Consider the following 15,887-nt stretch of genomic DNA (forward strand, 5'->3'; position numbering starts at 1 on the left):
CCGCCTTGCCCGCCCGGCCCCGCCGTGGCAAGGCGGGGGCCCTACCGATCCGAGCCCCCGTGGACCGCCCGCGCGGCACGCCCGGCGGGGGAGGGTCGTCGTCGCATCCCGAGCCCGCCCACGGCTCTCGGGGTCCTGGTTGAAGGCGGCCGAGGCCCGCGCCCGCTCGGGGCACGGTCGCGGCCGAGCCTTAAGCACGTGAAGAGGCCAGCGTGAACAAGACCGAGATGACGAAGGTGGAAGGCTACCTTCGCCGCACTTTCGCCAACCACAACATCCGGCTCGTCGCCCGTCCCAAGAAGACGGATTCGGCAGAGGTCTATATCGGCGAGGAATTCGTCGGCGTGCTGTCGGTCGACGACGAGGACGGCGACCGCTCGTTCAACTTCTCGATGGCGATCCTCGACACCGATCTGGACGAGTAGTCCCCCGCGTCAGGGGTTGGAGCCGAACAGCCGCTCCAGCCCCGCGAGGCCGGCGCTCCAGGAGGGCAGCCGGTCGGCCGAGAAGCGCAGGCGCAGGCTCACGCTGCCGACCCGGATCTCGCTGAGGCAGGCGGCGTCCGGCTCCGGCACCCGTTCGGTGGCGCAGCGCGCCGCGAACCGGCTGCCCTCGCCCTGCGCGAGATAGAGATCCTCGCCCTCGAACGGCGTGCCGGCCCGGAAGCGCCGGCGCATCAGGCCGTCGGTGAGCGGCTGCGCCTCGGCGGTCAGGAAGCGGGCGTAGCGCCGGGCCGGGCTCAGCGGCGCTTCGGTCTCCGGTGCCCGGGTCGCGGTCACCCGCATCAGGCCGGGGAGGGCGCTGCCGGTCAGCTCGGTCCACGGGATCGCGAGGTCGATCCGCTCGGGGGTCGCCTCCGCGGCGGCGCCGGGCCGCACGATCCAGGCCGCCGGCAGGACCAGGGGCCGGGCGGTCAGGGCGCTCACCACCACCGGTCCGGCCGGGGCCATCGGGCGGGCGAGCCAGGCCGCGACGACGCCCGTGAGGGCGAGCGAACCGGCGAGGCCCAGGGCCGCCGCCAGGATCAGGCGCCGGTCGACCGGATGGCCGGTGACAGGAGGAACGGTGGGACGGCCGACCCGCGCCGCGTGCATCACGTCCCGTTCGAGGCGCGCCACGGTGGCGCTCAGTGCAGGCCCCATGGCGCCCGCCTCCGATTCGTTCGATCGATGCCCGGAGCGGGCATGTCCCGGAACGTTCGGCTCCGACCGTTAACGGCTCCTTACCGGAACCCGGTCATGGGATGAATTTCTGTGGCGCGGGCGACCCATGCCGAGGGGAATCCCGCAACGGGACCGGCTTCAGAGATCTGTGGATAACGAAAAATTAACCATAACCCCAAATCGCACCTGGCGCAGGGTGGGACGAACGCGCTTGCCGGAGTTTAACCTCCCATGAACCTCTCGCCCTCCGCCCTCGAGAACATCCAGACCCTCGTGCTCGGCCTCGCCTTCGCGGGCCTCCTGGCGAGCGCCTTCGAATGGGCGACGGCGCGGCGCGCGAGCTTCGGCCTCCTGTCGGGCGGCGGCCTCGTGGCCATCGCCTCCCTGCCGGTCCTCGCCTTCGGGGCGCCGTTCATCATCCTGCGCAACACCGTGCGCGGGCGGCGGATCGAGGGGCGCCCGATCCCGTTCGTGATGCTGGCGACGATGCTGGCCTGCGGCTGGAGCCTGGTCTCGGGCCGGGTGGTGCTCGACCTGGCGCACCTGGTTTCGGGTGCTTGAGAGCCCTGCTCGCTCAACCCGCGATCTGAGCTTCTCCGCGTCATCCCGGGTTCCGCTTTCGCGGCCCCGGGACGAGGCGGAGGGTTTCAAGGTTGTCTGGCCAGATCTGCGCAGCTCGTCGGATCGACGTCGCTGCGCCTGTCGCCCTCAGCGATTCGCCGTGGTGACCGGCGACGTCACGCCGTTGAGCGCCACCCAGGCGAGGCCGTCCTGGCCCTCGCGCTTCACGTAGGTGTAGCCGGTGCGCTGCCAGGGCAGGATCGCGTTGGTCTTGTTGTCGAGGATGTAGTCGCCGCGGTCGGTGCGGACCATCAGGACCGCGTGGCCCTCGCCGATCTCGTCGATCACAACGGTCATCCGCAGGGCGCGGCGGGCGAGGCCGCGCTCCACCAGCATCCGACGCTTGAGGAGCTGGTAATCCTCGCAATCGCCCATGCCGTCATCGGGAAAGTCCCAGCGGTCGACGACGCCCCAGTGGTCCTGGTCGATCACCGGGCGGATGCGGCCGTTGACGCGCCGGTTCACCGCCGTCAGCGTGCGCCACAGGGCCGGCGTCATCGTCAGCGTGGCCGGCTCGCTGGTGTCGACGGCGCATTCCGCGGGGTAGCGGGTGCAGAAATCGGTCCAGGCGCTCACCGGCTTCGCCGCCCCGCCGCGCTCGATCGCCACGCTGGCATCGGGCAGGGCCGCGAGGGTCTGGGTCTGCCCCTGGGCGGTCGCGCCGCCGATCAGCAGCAGCGTGCCGAGAAGTCCCACCTGCGCCGCCCGGGCGCCGCGCTTCAGGAGGCCCTGGCGATCGACATGCCGCACGTCGACATGGCTCGCCCGGCCGAGGCCGTCCATCACTGCCCGCATTGCCCCATCGACTCGTCGCTTGGTTCTTGCATCCAAGCTGCCACGGGGGCGGACGGCGCTCAACCGAAAAATTTAAACCCCAGTAAACGCCCCTGCCGCACTTTGGTTCCAATTCGGTACGCAGATTCTTCGGCTGATTCGTACTGTCACCGATTGGCGGTGACGGTCGGAGCGGTGGCACCCCCTAACGACACCCAGGCGGTCGCGTCCTGCGATTCGCGCTTGATGAAGGTGTATCCGGTCTTGTGCCAGGGCAGCACGGCGCTGGTCTTGTTGTCGAGGACCAGATCGCCGCGGTCGGTGCGCAGCATCAGCACGGCGTGGCCCTCGCCCTTCTCGTCGATCACCACCGTCATCCGCATCGCGCGGCGCGGCAGCCCGGCCTGGGCGAGCAGCTTGCGCTTGAGGAGCTGGAAGTCCTCGCAATCGCCCGAGCCGTCCTCGGCGAGGTCCCAGCGGTCCGGCACGCCCCAATGCTCCTGGTCGGTGACGGCGCGAAGCGACGCGTTGACCTGGCGGTTGATGCCGGTGACCGTCTGCCACAGCCGCGGGGTCAGGGTCACCTGCGCCGGCTCGCTCGCATCCACCGCGCATTCCGACGCGTAGCGGGCGCAGAACTCGACCCAGCCGACGATCGGCCGGGCATGGCCGAGATCCGGGGCGCCGGCGCTCGGCATCGGCAGGGCGGCGAGGGTCTGGGCCGCCGCCTCGTTGCTCGGGGACGACACCAGGGCCGCCGCGAGCATGCCGGCGCCGACCAGAACCCGCTTCACCTGCCGCTCGAAACCCGTGGTCATCTGCGCCATCCCCTTCGTTATGAAGGAGACTGGCCCCCGACCTGCTCGGCGGCGCTGAAATGGATCCGCACAATTTTATCGATCTGGCCGGCCCTGGACCGGTCCCGCGGACAGGACCAAGACCTCGCTCATCGGGTCCGGCGCATTCGCCGGACCGCGTTAGGGGGTGGAATACCTTAACCGGACGTTCCGGGCTGGATCGGCGCCTGGTAGGACAGGCCCATGTCCCACGGGAAGTAGATCCAGGTGTCCTGGCTCACTTCCGTGACGAAGGTGTCGATCAGGGGCCGGCCGGCGGGCTTGGCGTAGACCGTGGCGAAGTGCGCCTCCGGCAGCATGGCGCGCACCACCTGGGCGGTCTTGCCGGTGTCGGTGAGGTCGTCGAGGACCAGCACGCCGCGGCCCCGGCCGTCGCTGATCGCCCGGATGCTCGGCGCCACGTCCTTGAGCACCTTGAGGGTGCCCTGCTCCTGGTAGTCGTGGTAGCTCGCCACGCACACCGTCTCGACCAGCCGGATGCCGAGTTCGCGCGCCACGATCGCGGCCGGCACCAGCCCGCCGCGGGTGATGCACACGATGGCCTCGAACGGTCCGGCGCCGGCGAGCCGCCAGGCCAGCGCCCGGGCGTCGCGGTGGAACTGGTCCCAGGAGACGGGAAAAGCCTTGTCGCTCGGAGAAGCCATGGTCAGGTCCGTTCGGCTTGCAGGCGCGAGACCAGCGCCTCGATCTCGGTGCGCGCCGCAGCGAGCGCCTCCGGCTCGCGTCCGCGCACCACGATCTGGTTGCGGAAGCCCACCGGGGTCATCGACGGGTAGGAGCCGATCGAGACGCCGGGATGCGCCTTGGCGATGAGCGCCAGCCCTTCGGCGTAGCCGCCCTCCGGCAGGTTGCCGGCCTCGATCGTCTCTGCGGTGACCCGCGCGCCGGTCTTCAGCCGCGGGGCGACCGAATCCATCATCGCCTGCATGATCGAGGGCACGCCCGCCATCACGATCACGTTCTCGATCATGAAGCCCGGCGCCTTCGAGATCGGGTTCTCGATCAGCTCGGCCCCGAACGGGATCCGGGCCATGCGCAGGCGGGCCTCGTTGAGGTCCTCCGGCTTGATCCGCTCGAGCAGCATGGCACGCGCCCGCGGGTCGACGTCGATGCCGACGCCGAGGGCTTGCGCCACGCAATCGGCCGTGATGTCGTCGTGGGTCGGCCCGATCCCGCCGGTGGTGAACAGGTAGGTGTAGCGGCCGCGCAGGGCGTTGACCGCCGTCACGATCTCCTCGGCCACGTCCGGCACCACCCGCACCTCGCGCAGGTCGATGCCCGAATTGGTCAGGTACTCGGCGATGTAGCCGATGTTCTTGTCCTTGGTGCGTCCGGACAGGATCTCGTCGCCGATGACCAGGATGGCGGCCGTGACCGGGGCGGGGCTGGCGTCAGGCATCTGGGGATTTCCTTAGGCGCCGTTGAGGCGCTCTTGGCGGCCCGCCGCCGCGGCGGCGACAGGGTTACGCCCGCCTTATCGCGGTGCCTCCCGGGGCTCAAGCGTGACACCTCGGCCCGCGCCGGTTAAGCGCCGGGAATGCCCATCGAATCCGTCACCCCATGCACTTCCCCGGCGCGCTGACCGAGGGGCGGTTGGTGCGCCGCTACAAGCGCTTCCTCGCCGACGTCGAGCTGGCGGACGGCCGCCTCGTCACCGCGCATTGCGCCAATCCGGGGGCGATGCTGGGCCTCGTCGAGCCTGGCCGGCCGGTGCTGCTCTCGGGCTCCACCAATCCGGCCCGCAAGCTCGCCTGGTCGTGGGAGCTGGTCGAGGCGGACCTGCCCGGCGGGCCGCAATGGGTCGGCATCAACACCGCCCGGCCGAACGCCCTGGTGGCCGAGGCCTTTCGCGAGGGGCGTCTTCCGCCGCTCGCCGGCGCCACGTCCTGGCGGGCCGAAGTGGCTTATGGAAAAGCGAGCCGGGTCGATTTCCTGGCTGGCGACGCCGCCGGGCCGATCCATGTCGAGGTGAAGAACTGCCACCTGATGCGCCGGCCCGGCCTCGCCGAGTTCCCGGATTGCGTCGCCGCCCGCAGCGCCCGCCACATGGACGAGCTCGCCGAGGTGGTGCGCCAGGGCGGCCGCGCCCTGGTGATCTGGGTGGTGCAGATGCGGGCCGAACGGTTCTCGGTCGCGGGCGATCTCGACCCGGGCTTCGACGCCGCGTTCCGGCGCGCCCGTGCGGCGGGGGTGGCGGCCCACGCCTTCACCTGCCGGATCGACCGGACGGAGGTGACGATCGGGGAAGAGATCCCGATCGTCGCGTGAGGCGCTACCAGCGCCCCGGCCCGGGCTCGTCGTCCCAGTGCCGATGGCGGTGCCAGGGCGGCGGGCCGTCCCGGTAGCCGCCGTCGCGGTACCCGGGGCCCTCGTCGCAGACCCGCACCCGGCGCACCACCTCGTCGCCATACGCGTCGATGTGGCGCTTGACGAAGACCCGGCACGGGCCGGGCCCCTGCACGAAGCGCGGCGGGGGAGGGGGCGGGGCGCGCCACTCGCCCCGGCCCTCGAAGCGGGGCGGCGGATAGTCGTCGAGATCGGCCGCGGCGACCGGGCCGGCGAGGACCAGAAGGGCGAGGGCGCCGAGGGCGGGGCGGGCGGTCGGGCGCGGGGGGCGCACGGTCATGACGGGGCTCTTGGCTGGCGAAGCGGGGGCGGTGATGACCGCCGGCATGGGAGCATCCTCGCGCCCCGGCGTTGAACCGCGGCTGAAGCGGCCGTTGCCCGGTAGACAGGTTGCGTCGGGCGGGCCGCCCGCGCCGACCCTGCGCACGGACGCGCCAAGATTCCGCGCAGCGGTGATCCAGGATTCGTTGGATGATCCCCTGCGGTAAGGTTTGATTAGATCGGCCGATCTACGCTTGCTCTCACAGGGGAAACGCGACTCATGAGCATCAAGCGGCTTCTATTCTCATCCATCGTGACGATCGGCGCGATCGCCTGCGTCCTGGCCGCCAGCATGGCGCTGCTTCACCGGTCCCGGATCGACGAGATCGACCGCGGCCTGCTCCGCCTCGACGTGGTGCGGGCCCTCGCGGCGATCCCGCAATCCGTCAACATGGAGCGCGGGGTGTGGGGCCTGCTCCTGCCGACGGCGTCACTCGACGAGGCCTCGCGGCATGCCGGGCTCGCCGATCTGCGCCGCCGCTCGGACGACGCCGTGGCCGCGCTTCGCCGGGCGGTCGAGGCCGGTGCCGCGGCCCTGCCGGAGGCGGGCCCGCTCCAGGCGAGGGCCGCAGAGATCGAGGCGGCCTTCGGTGCATCTCGCCAGCTGGCGCGAGACCGGCTCGCCCTGCCGCCGGAGCAGCGCGGCGACGGGGCGGGCGCCCTCGGCAAGGCCATGGCGGAGATCAGCGACAAGGCCGCCGCCACGGCCGGCGAGCTGACGCGCGACCTCGCCGCGGCCGACGGCCGGGCCAACCGCTGGATCGCGGTCGCCGCCATGGCCGGCGACCTGCGCGACATCGGCGGACGGCAGGCCGGCTTCCTCCAGAACCTCGTCGTACCCCGCAAGCCGGTGACGCCGGCACAGCGAGTCGAGTTCTGGACGTTCCAGGGCCGCGTCGACCAGCTGCTCGCCGGCCTCGAGAAGGCGTCCGCCGACCCGGCCGCCGGTGAGGCGGTGGTGACCGCCATGGAAGGGATGCGCCGCGGCTACGTCCAGGTGTTCTCGGAGCTGAAGAAGGACCTGCTGCCCCATTTCGACACCGGCGCCTTCCCGCTCGACGGCACCGGCTACCGCGAGCGGGCGGTGCCGATCTGGCCGCCGGTCCTGCGCCTGCGCGACACCGCCTTCGACCGGGCGGCCTCCATCCTGACCGAGCGTCGTGCGGAGGCCGAGCGGGGCTTCGCCCTCGCGCTCGCCGCCCTCGCGGCGACGGTCGCGGTCGGCCTCGGCGTGCTGGTCCTCGTGGCGACGCGGGTGATCCGCCCCCTGACCGGCATGGCGCAGGCGATCGGCCGCGTCGCCGAGGGCGATCTCGACGCCGCGATCCCGGGCGCCGGGCGCCGCGACGAGATCGGCGCGATGGCGGGCGCCGTCGCGGTGTTCAAGGACAGCCTTGTCCGCAACCGGGCGCTCGAGGCGGAGGCGTCCACCACGCGCGCCGGCGCGGAGGCGCGGCGCCGGGCCGACCTGCACCGGCTCGCCGAGCAGTTCGAGGGGGCGGTGAGCGCGGTCGTCGGCGGCGTGGCGCAGGCCGCGGACGAGATGCAGGCGAGCGCCCAGACCATGGCGGCCACGGCCAGCCGCACGGCCGACCGCAGCCACGCGGTCGCGGCGACCGCCGGCCACACCGCCGCCAACGTGCACACCGTCGCGGCGGCGGCCGAGGAGCTCGGTTCGTCGATCGCCGAGATCAGCCGGCAGGTCGACGGCTCGGCCGACCTCGTCCGGGTCGCGGCGGCGGAGGCCGCGCAGACGGTCTCGCTGGTCCAGGACCTCAGCGGGGCCGCGGCCCGGGTCGGCGACGTGGTGGCGCTGATCTCCTCGATCGCCAGCCAAACCAACCTGCTGGCCCTGAACGCCACCATCGAGGCGGCCCGGGCCGGTCCGGCGGGACGCGGCTTCGCGGTGGTCGCCGCCGAGGTCAAGGAACTGGCCGGTCAGACGGCGCGGGCCACCGAGGAGATCACGAGCCAGATCGCGGCGATCCAGTCCTCGACCGGGCGGGCGGTCGGGGCGATCGACGGGATCACGGCGCGGATCGAGGAGATCTCGGGGGTGGCGAGCGCGATCGCGGCGTCCGTGCAGCAGCAGGGGGCGGCGACGCAGGAGATCGTCCGCAACGTCGCCGAGGCCGCCGCCGGCACCGGCGAGGTCACCGGCACCATCGGCACGGTCGCCCGGACCTCGGAGGAGACCGGCGCCGCCGCCGCCCAGGTGCTCGCCTCGGCCGCGGCGATGTCGCGGCGGAGCGAGCAGCTGACCGGGGAGGTGGCGCAGTTCCTGGCGACGATCCGGGCGGCTTGATGCCAGGCGGGTGGCGGCTCTACTTCGTCGCCGCCACCACGATCTTCGTGCGGCTGATGAAGGCGCGCGGGTCGGCGCCCTGGTGGCCGTAGAGGTCGCGGGTCACCGTCACGCTCTTCGCGCCGAGGCTCTTGCGGCACTCCTCCTTGACGAAGGTCTCGCCGAGCGGCGTCTCGTCGCCGGTGGGCTTGCCCTCGGCGCAGGCCCAGCCGTCCTCGCCCCAGTGGCCGCGGGCCTGGATGCCGAGGAGGTGACCCTTCTTGCGCAGGTAGAGCGGCACCGCGTCGTCGGTTTCGATCACCAGTCCGGCGATCCGGGCATCGTCGCCGACGAGCAAGGTCAGCCGGGCCGGGTGCCCGGCGACCCGGGTGCCGTTGCGGGTGGTGCCGTCTGCGTAGACGAAGCCGATGGCGTGGCGGCCCGACGCGTCCGCCGGGCAGGCGCGCCAGTCGCTCCAGGCCGCCAGCGTACGGGGCGGACCCTCGCGGCAGGCGAGGTCGCCGTAGCCGTGAACGGCGATCTCCGCGACCGGCATCCCGACCCGGAGATCGCGCAGGTCCGCGATCTCGGGACCGGCGGCGAGCGCCGGCCCGGTGCAGAGGAGAGCGGCGAGAACCGTGAGCTCAGTGCGAGACGGCCGGGGCATCGGAGCCCTCCTTCTTGCGGTAGATGTCGCAGGCCCGGGACGTCGCTCCGAAGAAAGCGGTGCATTCCCCGATCGTCGGGTCGCCCTTGCCCTTGAGCTGGGTGGTCACGTAGGTGGCGACTGCGTCGATCTCCGCCGGGCGCAGAAAAACTGCCGTCTCCGGCGGCATGCTGCTGCCCATGTCGGCCTTCAGCGAGTCGTAGCACTTCACCGAATCGTAGGCGCCGCGCAGGTGGTAGGGCATGCCGGTCCCGGGCCGGCCGCAACGCACCACCTCGGCGACCTGCTCCTTGTCGAGCTGCGTCTTGCGCAGGGACAGGGCCTCGCCGCCATAGCCGCCCCCGCCGCCGCCGTGCCACTTGTGGCAGCCCGAGCAGGCCTTCTTGAACACCGCGAGATCGCCCTCGCCCGCGCCGGTCCGGGCCGATTGGGCCCAAGCCGAATTCAGCGACGCCCCGCCCGAGGCGAGCGCGAGGCCGGCGACCAGCGCCGGCAACACCAATTTCCGCATCCGCATGAACCCCGTGAGCGGCGGGGCGCACGTGGCGCCCCGCCTTGCAAGGACGCCCGGTCAGAGCGCGAAGACGTAGAGCATCGAGCCGGTCTGGATGTTCTTCAGCTCCGGGGTCGAGTCGATGAACCACTTGTCCCAGGCGCCGCCGAGGCCGACCAGGATCGCGACGTATTGCTTGCCGTCGACCGTGAACGTCATCGGCGGCGCGTTGACGCCGCCGCCGGTGCGGAACTCCCACTTCTTGTCGAGGGTCTTGGCGTCGAGGGCCATCACGCCGCCCGAGGGCTCGCCGGTGAAGACGAGGTCCGGCGTCGCCAGCATGCCGCCGAGCAGCGGGAACTGGGTCTCGTGCTTGCCCGCGACCTTGCCGGTCTTCACGTCGATCGCCGTCACGCTGCCGGTGATCCGGAACGGCTGGCTCGGCCCGCCGCCGGTGAAGAACTCCCGCGGCTTCAGGTTGGCCTGCGTCATCGCCTCGTGGGTGACGCGGTTGCAGCTCTCGATGACCGGGATGTACCAATATTGCAGGTTCGGATTGTAGGCGGTCGGCGGCCAGTTCTTGCCGCCCATGTTGCCCGGGCAGAAATCGGCGTTCTTGTTCTCGGCCGAGGGCGTCGCCGCCGGGTTGTAGCGCTGCACGTCCTTGTTCGGGTCGTACTCGAACGGCTTGCCGGTGTCGGGGTTGATGCCCTTGGTCCAGGTCACCTTCTTGACGAAGGGCGTCGCCCAGACGAACTGGCCGGTGGTGCGGTCGACGGCGTAGCCGAAGCCGTTGCGGTCGGCCTCGATCGCGAGCTTGCGCCCGCCGACATCGACCAGGAGGTTCTCCGACACGCTGTCATAATCGTAGGGGTCGTTCGGCGTGTGCTGGAAGTGCCACTTGATCTTGCCGGTCTGGGCGTCGAGGCCCAGGGTCGAGTCGGTGTAGAGGTTGTCGCCCGGGCGGTAGGCGTTGTCCCAGTCCGGGCCCGGATTGCCGACGCCCCACACGATCGTGTCGGTGTCCGGATCGTAGGTGCCGGTGACCCAGGTCGAGCCGCCGCCGCTGACGGCCGCGTTGTTGTTGCCCTTCCAGGTCTCGTAGCCCGGCTCGCCCTTGCCCGGGATGGTGTGGGTGCGCCAGACCTCCTTCTCGGTCTTCAGGTCGGTGGCGGCGATCCAGCCGCGGATGCCGTACTCGGCGCCGCCGACGCCGGAGATCGCCATGCCCTTCACGATGAGCGGCGCGCCGGTGATCGTCTCGCCCTTGTCGGGATCGGCGACTTGGCGCTGCCAGGCGACCTGGCCGGTCTCCTTGTTGGTGGCGATCAGGCGCCCGTCGAGGGTGTGGCTGACGACAAGGTCGCCCCAGAGCGCGACGCCGCGGTTGTTGACGCCGCAGCAGGCGACCGCGCCGGCCCATTCGCGGTCGGTCTTGGGGTCCATCTTCCAGAGGAGCTTGCCCTCGCCGCCACGCGTGTCGATCTTGTAGACCGAGCCCCACCCGTCGGTGACGTACATCAGGCCGTTCTCGACGATCGGCGTGCCCTCGAGCCCGCCGTGGCTCCAGATGCCGCCGCCCTCGATGCCGCCGAGATGCATCGTCCAGGCGACCTTGAGGTTCTTGACGTTGTCCTTGTTGATCTGGGTCAGCGTCGAGTAGCGGTGCCCGGCGAAGTTCTTGTGGTGCTGGATCCAGTTGCCCTCCTCCTTGTCGGCGTTCAGCAGGCGCTCCTGCGTGACGCCGCCCTCGGCGGCGAAGGTCGGGGAGAGGGGCAGGGCGGCGGCCGCGAGGGCGGCGAGGGAGGTCGCGGCGAGGATGCGCCGCGCCGTACGGGACGTCGTCATGGTGTTTCCTCCTGGCAGCCTTTTGGTCTGTTCTCGCCTCGGCGCGGGCCGCCTCGCGGCCGGGCGTGTTTAGGAAAATATACCTGGTCGCGGCGTCGGCCTCAGGGACCGGCGCGGACCTCCACCGGCACCTCGACGGCGCCGGCCTTGCGGAAGCTCGCCGAACAGGTGAAGCGCTCGCCCGCGGCCAGCGGCTGGCGGATCTGGAGCAGCATCACGTGCATCCCCTCCGGGGTCAGCGCGGTCTCGCCCGACGCCTTGACGGCGATGGTCTGGACCGGGCGCTTCGAGGGCGGGCCCTCGCCGCCCTTGTCGACCGTCACGCGCTCGCTGAAATTCGCGAAGGGGCAGCGGAAGCGCACGAGGGAATCGGCTTCCGCCGCGCGGTTCATCACCGTCAGATGGAGGGGGATGTCCGACCCGATCGTCCCGGTGGGGGCGACGGAGGCGTGCACGACGTCGATGTCGCCGGCCATGGCCGGGACGCAGCCTAGACACAAGGCAACGGCCGCCCCGTTCATCCAGTAAAAGGCGCGCCTCTTCAGCGGCATGGCGTTGCCGCCTCGTGGTCAAGGCGCGACATGGATGCTGACATCCACTCTCCTCCTCTATGATGAGCTTCGCCTTTTGGCGGCGAATTACCCGTGAGGGTAGCCGGCACCGGTATTCCGTCAAGATCCGGGATTAATGCGCAGCGGAAAATCGTCCGCGACCGATGCACACGGACCTAGCGCCAAAGCCCCTCCCGCGGCGGGCCGGACCGCGCTAGCTTGGTGGGTTGAGATGATGGACGGGGAGGATGGACGATGGCCGAGACGGGGAAACCGGCGCGGGAGCAGGGCCGCTTCGATATTGGGGCGATCGCCGCCGCGCTGCCGGTGAGCGCCACCACGATGCTCGTCGACACCTACCTGACCGACCGGCCGGCGGCGAGCGCCCGGGTGTTTCGCGTCTACCGCCCGACGCCGGCCCATTACCACGAGGGCTGCGACGAGTACCTCTACGTGCTCTCCGGCCGCGGCACGTTTTGGATCGGCGACGCCTCCGACGAGGCGGAGTTCGGCCCGGGCCAGCTCCTGTTCTTCGAGCGCGGCGTGGTCCACGCCCTGCCGCAGCTCCTGGAGGAGCCGGTGGTCTTCCTCTCCGTCGACACGCCTCGGCGCGCGCCGACCGACGTGATCTTCGTCGATCCCGCCGCCGGCTCGGCGAAGAGCTTCATGGCCCGCAACGCTCCCTGGGACGATCCGGCTTGATCTCCTGAACGCTTGACCTCCTGGGCCCCTGCCGCGATGCACGGGGCACAACAACGGGAGGATCCATGATGGCGGGCGAGAGCAAGGTCGCGCTGGTCACCGGCGCGGCGCGGGGCATCGGTCTGGCGACGGCGCAACTCTTCCTCGAAGAGGGCTGGCGCGTCGCGCTCCTCGACATCGACGGCGCGGCGCAGGACAAGGCCGTGACCGAGCTCGGCCGGCCGGACACCACCCTGGCGCTCACCGCCGACGTCGCCGACCCGGACGCCGTGGCGGCGGCGGTCGCGGCCGTCGAGGCCCGGTTCGGCCGGCTCGACGCGCTCGTCAACAACGCCGGCACCGCGGTGTTCAAGCCGCTCCTCGACACCAGCCACGCCGAATGGGCCCGGGTGCTCGCCGTCAACCTCACCGGCCCGTTCCTGTGCGTGCAGGCGGCGGCCCCCGTGATGGCGCGGGGCGGCGGCGGGGCTGTCGTCAACATCACGTCGATCTCCGGCCAGCGCGCCTCGACCCTGCGGGTCGCCTACGGCACCAGCAAGGCCGCGCTCAAGCACCTGACCAAGCAGCAGGCGGTCGAACTCGCCCACCTGAACATCCGGGTCAACGCGGTGGCGCCGGGCCCGGTCGATACCGCGATGGCGAAGGAGGTCCACAGCCCGGCGATCCGCGCCGATTACCACGACGCCGTGCCGCTCAACCGCTACGGCCTGGAGCGGGAGATCGCCGACGCCATCGTCTACCTGTGCGGTCCGCGGGCGAGCTACGTCACCGGGCAGACGCTCGCCGTCGATGGCGGCTTCGACGCCGCCGGGATCGGGCTGCCGACCCTTCGGCGGGACCTCGCGGCCCGCTGACACGGTGGGACCTGGCGGCTCGATGAGGCGGCCGGACTGCGCCGCGGGCCGATACTCCCCCGTGTTGTAATAACGTTACGCTCGGCGCGCCTCGTGCGGGATGCGCCGAGTCTTCGCTTGCCAGCCTGCCGCTCGTCGCGTGAATGCAACGTTATACCATTCACGGGGGCGGGCATGGGCAAGGTAGGATCGTTCGGGGCGGGTCCGGTGCTGCTGGTGGCAGCCGTGACCCTCGCGGGGCCGGCCCACGCCGAGGAGATCGCCCTCGATACGATCGACGTCGCCTCGCCGAGCCCGATCGCGGCGGCGCCGTCCGGCGGCGGGGCGGGGGCGGGAGTCCCCGGCACCTTCCCGGCCGGGGTGCTGCCGGTCGTCACCACCACCTTCTCGCCGGTCACGGTGGTGACCCAGGCCGACATCGTCCGCCAGCAGCCGCGCACGCTCGGCGACGCCCTGTTCGACCGGCCCGGCCTCTCCGCCACCACCTACGCGCCGGGGGCGGCGAGCCGGCCGATCATCCGCGGCCTCGACACCAGCCGGGTGCGGATCCAGGAGAACGGCATCGGCGTCCACGACGTCTCGGATCTCGGCGAGGACCACGCCGTGCCGATCAACCCGCTCGTCGCCAACCGCATCGAGGTGATCCGCGGCCCGGCCTCCCTGCGCTACGGCAGCCAGGCGATCGGCGGCGTGGTCTCGGCGGAGAACAACCGCATCCCGACGCTCGTCCCGCCGAACGGCATCGCCGGCCAGGTGACCACCGGCTATTCCTCGGTCGATAACGGCCGCAACGCCGCCGCGACCGTGGATGCCGCCGGCCCATCGGTCGCCTTCCACGCCGACGCGTTCAAGACCGCCGCCGACAGCTACAGCACGCCGCTCGGCATCCAGCGCAACTCGGCCAACGAGTCGCAGGGCGGCGCGGTCGGGATGTCGTACCTGTTCGACCGCGGCTTCGTCGGCCTGTCGTTCAGCCACTACGACGCGCTCTACCAGATCCCCGGCGGCGAGGCCGCGCAGAGCCGCACCCGGCTCGATCCGACCCAGGACAAGCTCCAGGCCAAGGGCGAGTATCGCCCGGTCGACGGGCCGATCGAGGCGGTCCGGTTCTGGCTCGGCGGCTCGACCTACAAGCACAACGAGACCGGCATCGGCGGTGACGGGATCGACGGCATCCAGGCGGCCTTCAAGAGCCGCGAGGCGGAGGGGCGGCTCGAGATCCAGCACGTGCCGGTCCTCACCAGCCTCGGCACGCTCACCGGCGCGCTCGGTCTCCAAGCCGACCGGCGGCTGATCGGCACCTCGGGGGAGGCCGGCGGCCTCCTGGCGCCGACCGATTCGCGGAGCAATGCCGTCTACCTGTTCGAGGAACTGCGCCTGGAGCGGGGCCTGCGCCTTCAGGCGGCGGGCCGGATCGAGGGCGCGCGCTCCACCGGCACCGCGACGCTGTTCCCGGGCGACTACGTGCCGGTGGACGGCGAGGACCCGATCGCCTACGGGCGCCGCCGCCGCTTCGCCCCGAAGAGCGCGAGCTTCGGCGTGCTGCAGGACCTGCCCGACGGCTTCGTCGCGAGCCTGACCGGCCAGTATGTCGAGCGCGCGCCTTCCGCCTTCGAGCTCTATTCCCGCGGCCCGCACGATGCGACCGAGACCTTCGAGATCGGCGATCCGAACCTGAAGAAGGAGCGCGCCCGCACCATCGAGGCCAGCATCCGCCGCGCCGTCGGCCCGTTCCGCCTCGACGCCACCGGCTACTACACCCGCTATACCGGCTTCATCTACAAGCGCCTGACCGGCCTGCGCTGCGGCGACGACTTCGGCAGCTGTGGCAGCGACGACGAGCTCGCCCAGGTCGTCTACTCGCAGCAGAACGCCACCTTCGCGGGCGCCGAGATCGGCTCGCAGCTCGACCTTCTCCCAATCGGCAACGGATTCGCCGGCATCGAGGCGCAGTACGATTTCGTGCGCGCCACCTTCGACGACGGCACCTATGTGCCGCGGATCCCGCCGCATCGGGTCGGCGGCGGCGTCTTCCTGCGGGCGGAGGGCTGGTACGCGCGGGTGAACCTGCTCCACGCTTTCGCCCATACCGAGACCGCGCCCTACGAGACCCGCACGCCCGGCTACGACAACCTGCGGGCGGAAGTGAGCTACACCAAGGCCTTCGATCCCGCGGTGACCGGCTGGAGCGAGGTGACGCTGGGCGTGCAGGGCACGAACCTGCTCAACGACGTCATCCGCAACTCGGCCTCGTTCAAGAAGGACGAGATCGTGCTGCCGGGGCGGAACGTGCGGGTGTTTTTGACGGCGCGGTTCTAACGTTATCGAGCAAGTCGCAACGCCCCTTTCCCGGATCTCCTTCCGCTGACGCTGCAGTCGTCCGGGAAAGGGCGTCGCGTGTAATTT

17 protein-coding genes are annotated in these 15,887 nt (G+C 71.3%); 7 read left to right on the forward strand and 10 right to left on the reverse strand.

Going from position 1 to position 15,887, the window contains the following annotated elements; all coding sequences use genetic code 11:
* Positions 1 to 212: 212 nt before the first annotated feature.
* Positions 213 to 425 (forward strand): DUF3126 family protein, encoded by a 213-nt coding sequence (locus DK412_RS17000; protein ID WP_048428076.1) that lies wholly within the window; start codon positions 213 to 215, stop codon positions 423 to 425.
* Positions 426 to 434: 9 nt separating this feature from the next.
* Here DK412_RS17000 and DK412_RS17005 read toward each other — a convergent pair whose 3' ends face one another.
* The gene (locus DK412_RS17005) at positions 435 to 1,142 is read right to left on the reverse strand and encodes a hypothetical protein (protein ID WP_109972904.1); all 708 of its coding nucleotides are present in this window, start codon (positions 1,140 to 1,142) and stop codon (positions 435 to 437) included.
* 252 nt (positions 1,143 to 1,394) lie between these two features.
* Here DK412_RS17005 and DK412_RS17010 point away from each other — a divergent pair, with 252 nt between their 5' ends.
* Positions 1,395 to 1,724, forward strand: a complete 330-nt coding sequence (locus DK412_RS17010; protein ID WP_093567427.1) for a hypothetical protein — start codon at positions 1,395 to 1,397, stop codon at positions 1,722 to 1,724.
* A gap of 147 nt (positions 1,725 to 1,871) precedes the next feature.
* Here the strand turns inward: DK412_RS17010 and DK412_RS17015 are convergent, their stop codons facing one another.
* From DK412_RS17015 to DK412_RS17030, 4 genes are all read right to left on the reverse strand, one after another.
* The gene (locus DK412_RS17015) at positions 1,872 to 2,579 is read right to left on the reverse strand and encodes a transglutaminase-like cysteine peptidase (RefSeq protein WP_109972905.1); all 708 of its coding nucleotides are present in this window, start codon (positions 2,577 to 2,579) and stop codon (positions 1,872 to 1,874) included.
* Between the two features lie 146 nt (positions 2,580 to 2,725).
* Positions 2,726 to 3,376 (reverse strand): transglutaminase-like cysteine peptidase, encoded by a 651-nt coding sequence (locus tag DK412_RS17020; RefSeq protein ID WP_109975324.1) that lies wholly within the window; start codon positions 3,374 to 3,376, stop codon positions 2,726 to 2,728.
* 176 nt (positions 3,377 to 3,552) lie between these two features.
* On the reverse strand, positions 3,553 to 4,059 hold the full coding sequence (gene gpt / locus DK412_RS17025; RefSeq protein ID WP_109972906.1) for a xanthine phosphoribosyltransferase: 507 nt from the start codon (positions 4,057 to 4,059) through the stop codon (positions 3,553 to 3,555).
* Positions 4,060 to 4,061: 2 nt separating this feature from the next.
* On the reverse strand, positions 4,062 to 4,814 hold the full coding sequence (locus DK412_RS17030; protein WP_109972907.1) for a molybdopterin-binding protein: 753 nt from the start codon (positions 4,812 to 4,814) through the stop codon (positions 4,062 to 4,064).
* Between the two features lie 161 nt (positions 4,815 to 4,975).
* On the opposite strand from DK412_RS17030, the gene sfsA reads away from it, so the two are divergent.
* Positions 4,976 to 5,683 (forward strand): DNA/RNA nuclease SfsA, encoded by a 708-nt coding sequence (gene sfsA / locus DK412_RS17035; RefSeq protein ID WP_109972908.1) that lies wholly within the window; start codon positions 4,976 to 4,978, stop codon positions 5,681 to 5,683.
* Positions 5,684 to 5,687: 4 nt separating this feature from the next.
* On the opposite strand, the gene DK412_RS17040 is transcribed toward sfsA, so the two are convergent.
* Positions 5,688 to 6,041 (reverse strand): hypothetical protein, encoded by a 354-nt coding sequence (locus DK412_RS17040; RefSeq protein WP_162596230.1) that lies wholly within the window; start codon positions 6,039 to 6,041, stop codon positions 5,688 to 5,690.
* A 261-nt stretch (positions 6,042 to 6,302) separates the two neighbouring features.
* Between DK412_RS17040 and DK412_RS17045 the strand changes: the two genes are divergently transcribed.
* Positions 6,303 to 8,387, forward strand: coding sequence for a HAMP domain-containing methyl-accepting chemotaxis protein (locus tag DK412_RS17045; RefSeq protein ID WP_245447012.1), 2,085 nt, complete (start codon positions 6,303 to 6,305; stop codon positions 8,385 to 8,387).
* Between the two features lie 19 nt (positions 8,388 to 8,406).
* On the opposite strand, the gene DK412_RS17050 is transcribed toward DK412_RS17045, so the two are convergent.
* The 4 genes from DK412_RS17050 to DK412_RS17065 all read right to left on the reverse strand — a co-directional run bounded on the left by DK412_RS17050 (position 8,407) and on the right by DK412_RS17065 (position 11,850).
* Complete coding sequence (locus DK412_RS17050; RefSeq protein ID WP_109972910.1) at positions 8,407 to 9,033, reverse strand: hypothetical protein; 627 nt, start codon at positions 9,031 to 9,033, stop codon at positions 8,407 to 8,409.
* Entirely contained in the window at positions 9,011 to 9,532 is a 522-nt protein-coding gene (locus DK412_RS17055; RefSeq protein WP_348629403.1) for a cytochrome c, read from the reverse strand. Before DK412_RS17055 ends, DK412_RS17050 begins: the two co-directional genes overlap by 23 nt.
* A 72-nt stretch (positions 9,533 to 9,604) precedes the next feature.
* Positions 9,605 to 11,374, reverse strand: coding sequence for a PQQ-dependent dehydrogenase, methanol/ethanol family (locus DK412_RS17060; protein ID WP_109972911.1), 1,770 nt, complete (start codon positions 11,372 to 11,374; stop codon positions 9,605 to 9,607).
* A 101-nt stretch (positions 11,375 to 11,475) separates the two neighbouring features.
* The gene (locus DK412_RS17065; protein WP_245447015.1) at positions 11,476 to 11,850 is read right to left on the reverse strand and encodes a copper chaperone PCu(A)C; all 375 of its coding nucleotides are present in this window, start codon (positions 11,848 to 11,850) and stop codon (positions 11,476 to 11,478) included.
* A 330-nt stretch (positions 11,851 to 12,180) separates the two neighbouring features.
* On the opposite strand from DK412_RS17065, the gene DK412_RS17070 reads away from it, so the two are divergent.
* The 3 genes from DK412_RS17070 (at position 12,181) to DK412_RS17080 (ending at position 15,800) form a co-directional block, all read left to right on the forward strand.
* A complete protein-coding gene (locus tag DK412_RS17070; protein WP_109972912.1) occupies positions 12,181 to 12,627 on the forward strand; it encodes a cupin domain-containing protein in 447 nt (148 codons plus the stop codon).
* A 68-nt stretch (positions 12,628 to 12,695) separates the two neighbouring features.
* Positions 12,696 to 13,481 (forward strand): SDR family oxidoreductase, encoded by a 786-nt coding sequence (locus tag DK412_RS17075; protein ID WP_109972913.1) that lies wholly within the window; start codon positions 12,696 to 12,698, stop codon positions 13,479 to 13,481.
* A gap of 174 nt (positions 13,482 to 13,655) precedes the next feature.
* Complete coding sequence (locus DK412_RS17080; protein WP_109972914.1) at positions 13,656 to 15,800, forward strand: TonB-dependent receptor; 2,145 nt, start codon at positions 13,656 to 13,658, stop codon at positions 15,798 to 15,800.
* Positions 15,801 to 15,887 lie beyond the last annotated feature (87 nt).

The organism is Methylobacterium sp. 17Sr1-1 (assembly GCF_003173775.1).
In the GTDB taxonomy this organism is placed as follows: domain Bacteria; phylum Pseudomonadota; class Alphaproteobacteria; order Rhizobiales; family Beijerinckiaceae; genus Methylobacterium.

What these genes read in the sequence shown, in the direction of transcription:
- DK412_RS17015 (WP_109972905.1), bottom strand. Translation starts at nt 2,579, where the DNA reads ATGCGGGCAGTGATGGACGGCCTCGGCCGGGCGAGCCATGTCGACGTG.
- DK412_RS17065 (WP_245447015.1), bottom strand. Translation starts at nt 11,850, where the DNA reads ATGGCCGGCGACATCGACGTCGTGCACGCCTCCGTCGCCCCCACCGGG.
- DK412_RS17030 (WP_109972907.1), bottom strand. Translation starts at nt 4,814, where the DNA reads ATGCCTGACGCCAGCCCCGCCCCGGTCACGGCCGCCATCCTGGTCATC.
- DK412_RS17045 (WP_245447012.1), top strand. Translation starts at nt 6,303, where the DNA reads ATGAGCATCAAGCGGCTTCTATTCTCATCCATCGTGACGATCGGCGCG.
- gpt (WP_109972906.1), bottom strand. Translation starts at nt 4,059, where the DNA reads ATGGCTTCTCCGAGCGACAAGGCTTTTCCCGTCTCCTGGGACCAGTTC.
- DK412_RS17060 (WP_109972911.1), bottom strand. Translation starts at nt 11,374, where the DNA reads ATGACGACGTCCCGTACGGCGCGGCGCATCCTCGCCGCGACCTCCCTC.
- DK412_RS17005 (WP_109972904.1), bottom strand. Translation starts at nt 1,142, where the DNA reads ATGGGGCCTGCACTGAGCGCCACCGTGGCGCGCCTCGAACGGGACGTG.
- DK412_RS17070 (WP_109972912.1), top strand. Translation starts at nt 12,181, where the DNA reads ATGGCCGAGACGGGGAAACCGGCGCGGGAGCAGGGCCGCTTCGATATT.
- DK412_RS17050 (WP_109972910.1), bottom strand. Translation starts at nt 9,033, where the DNA reads ATGCCCCGGCCGTCTCGCACTGAGCTCACGGTTCTCGCCGCTCTCCTC.
- DK412_RS17040 (WP_162596230.1), bottom strand. Translation starts at nt 6,041, where the DNA reads ATGACCGTGCGCCCCCCGCGCCCGACCGCCCGCCCCGCCCTCGGCGCC.
- DK412_RS17020 (WP_109975324.1), bottom strand. Translation starts at nt 3,376, where the DNA reads ATGACCACGGGTTTCGAGCGGCAGGTGAAGCGGGTTCTGGTCGGCGCC.
- sfsA (WP_109972908.1), top strand. Translation starts at nt 4,976, where the DNA reads ATGCACTTCCCCGGCGCGCTGACCGAGGGGCGGTTGGTGCGCCGCTAC.
- DK412_RS17010 (WP_093567427.1), top strand. Translation starts at nt 1,395, where the DNA reads ATGAACCTCTCGCCCTCCGCCCTCGAGAACATCCAGACCCTCGTGCTC.
- DK412_RS17080 (WP_109972914.1), top strand. Translation starts at nt 13,656, where the DNA reads ATGGGCAAGGTAGGATCGTTCGGGGCGGGTCCGGTGCTGCTGGTGGCA.
- DK412_RS17075 (WP_109972913.1), top strand. Translation starts at nt 12,696, where the DNA reads ATGGCGGGCGAGAGCAAGGTCGCGCTGGTCACCGGCGCGGCGCGGGGC.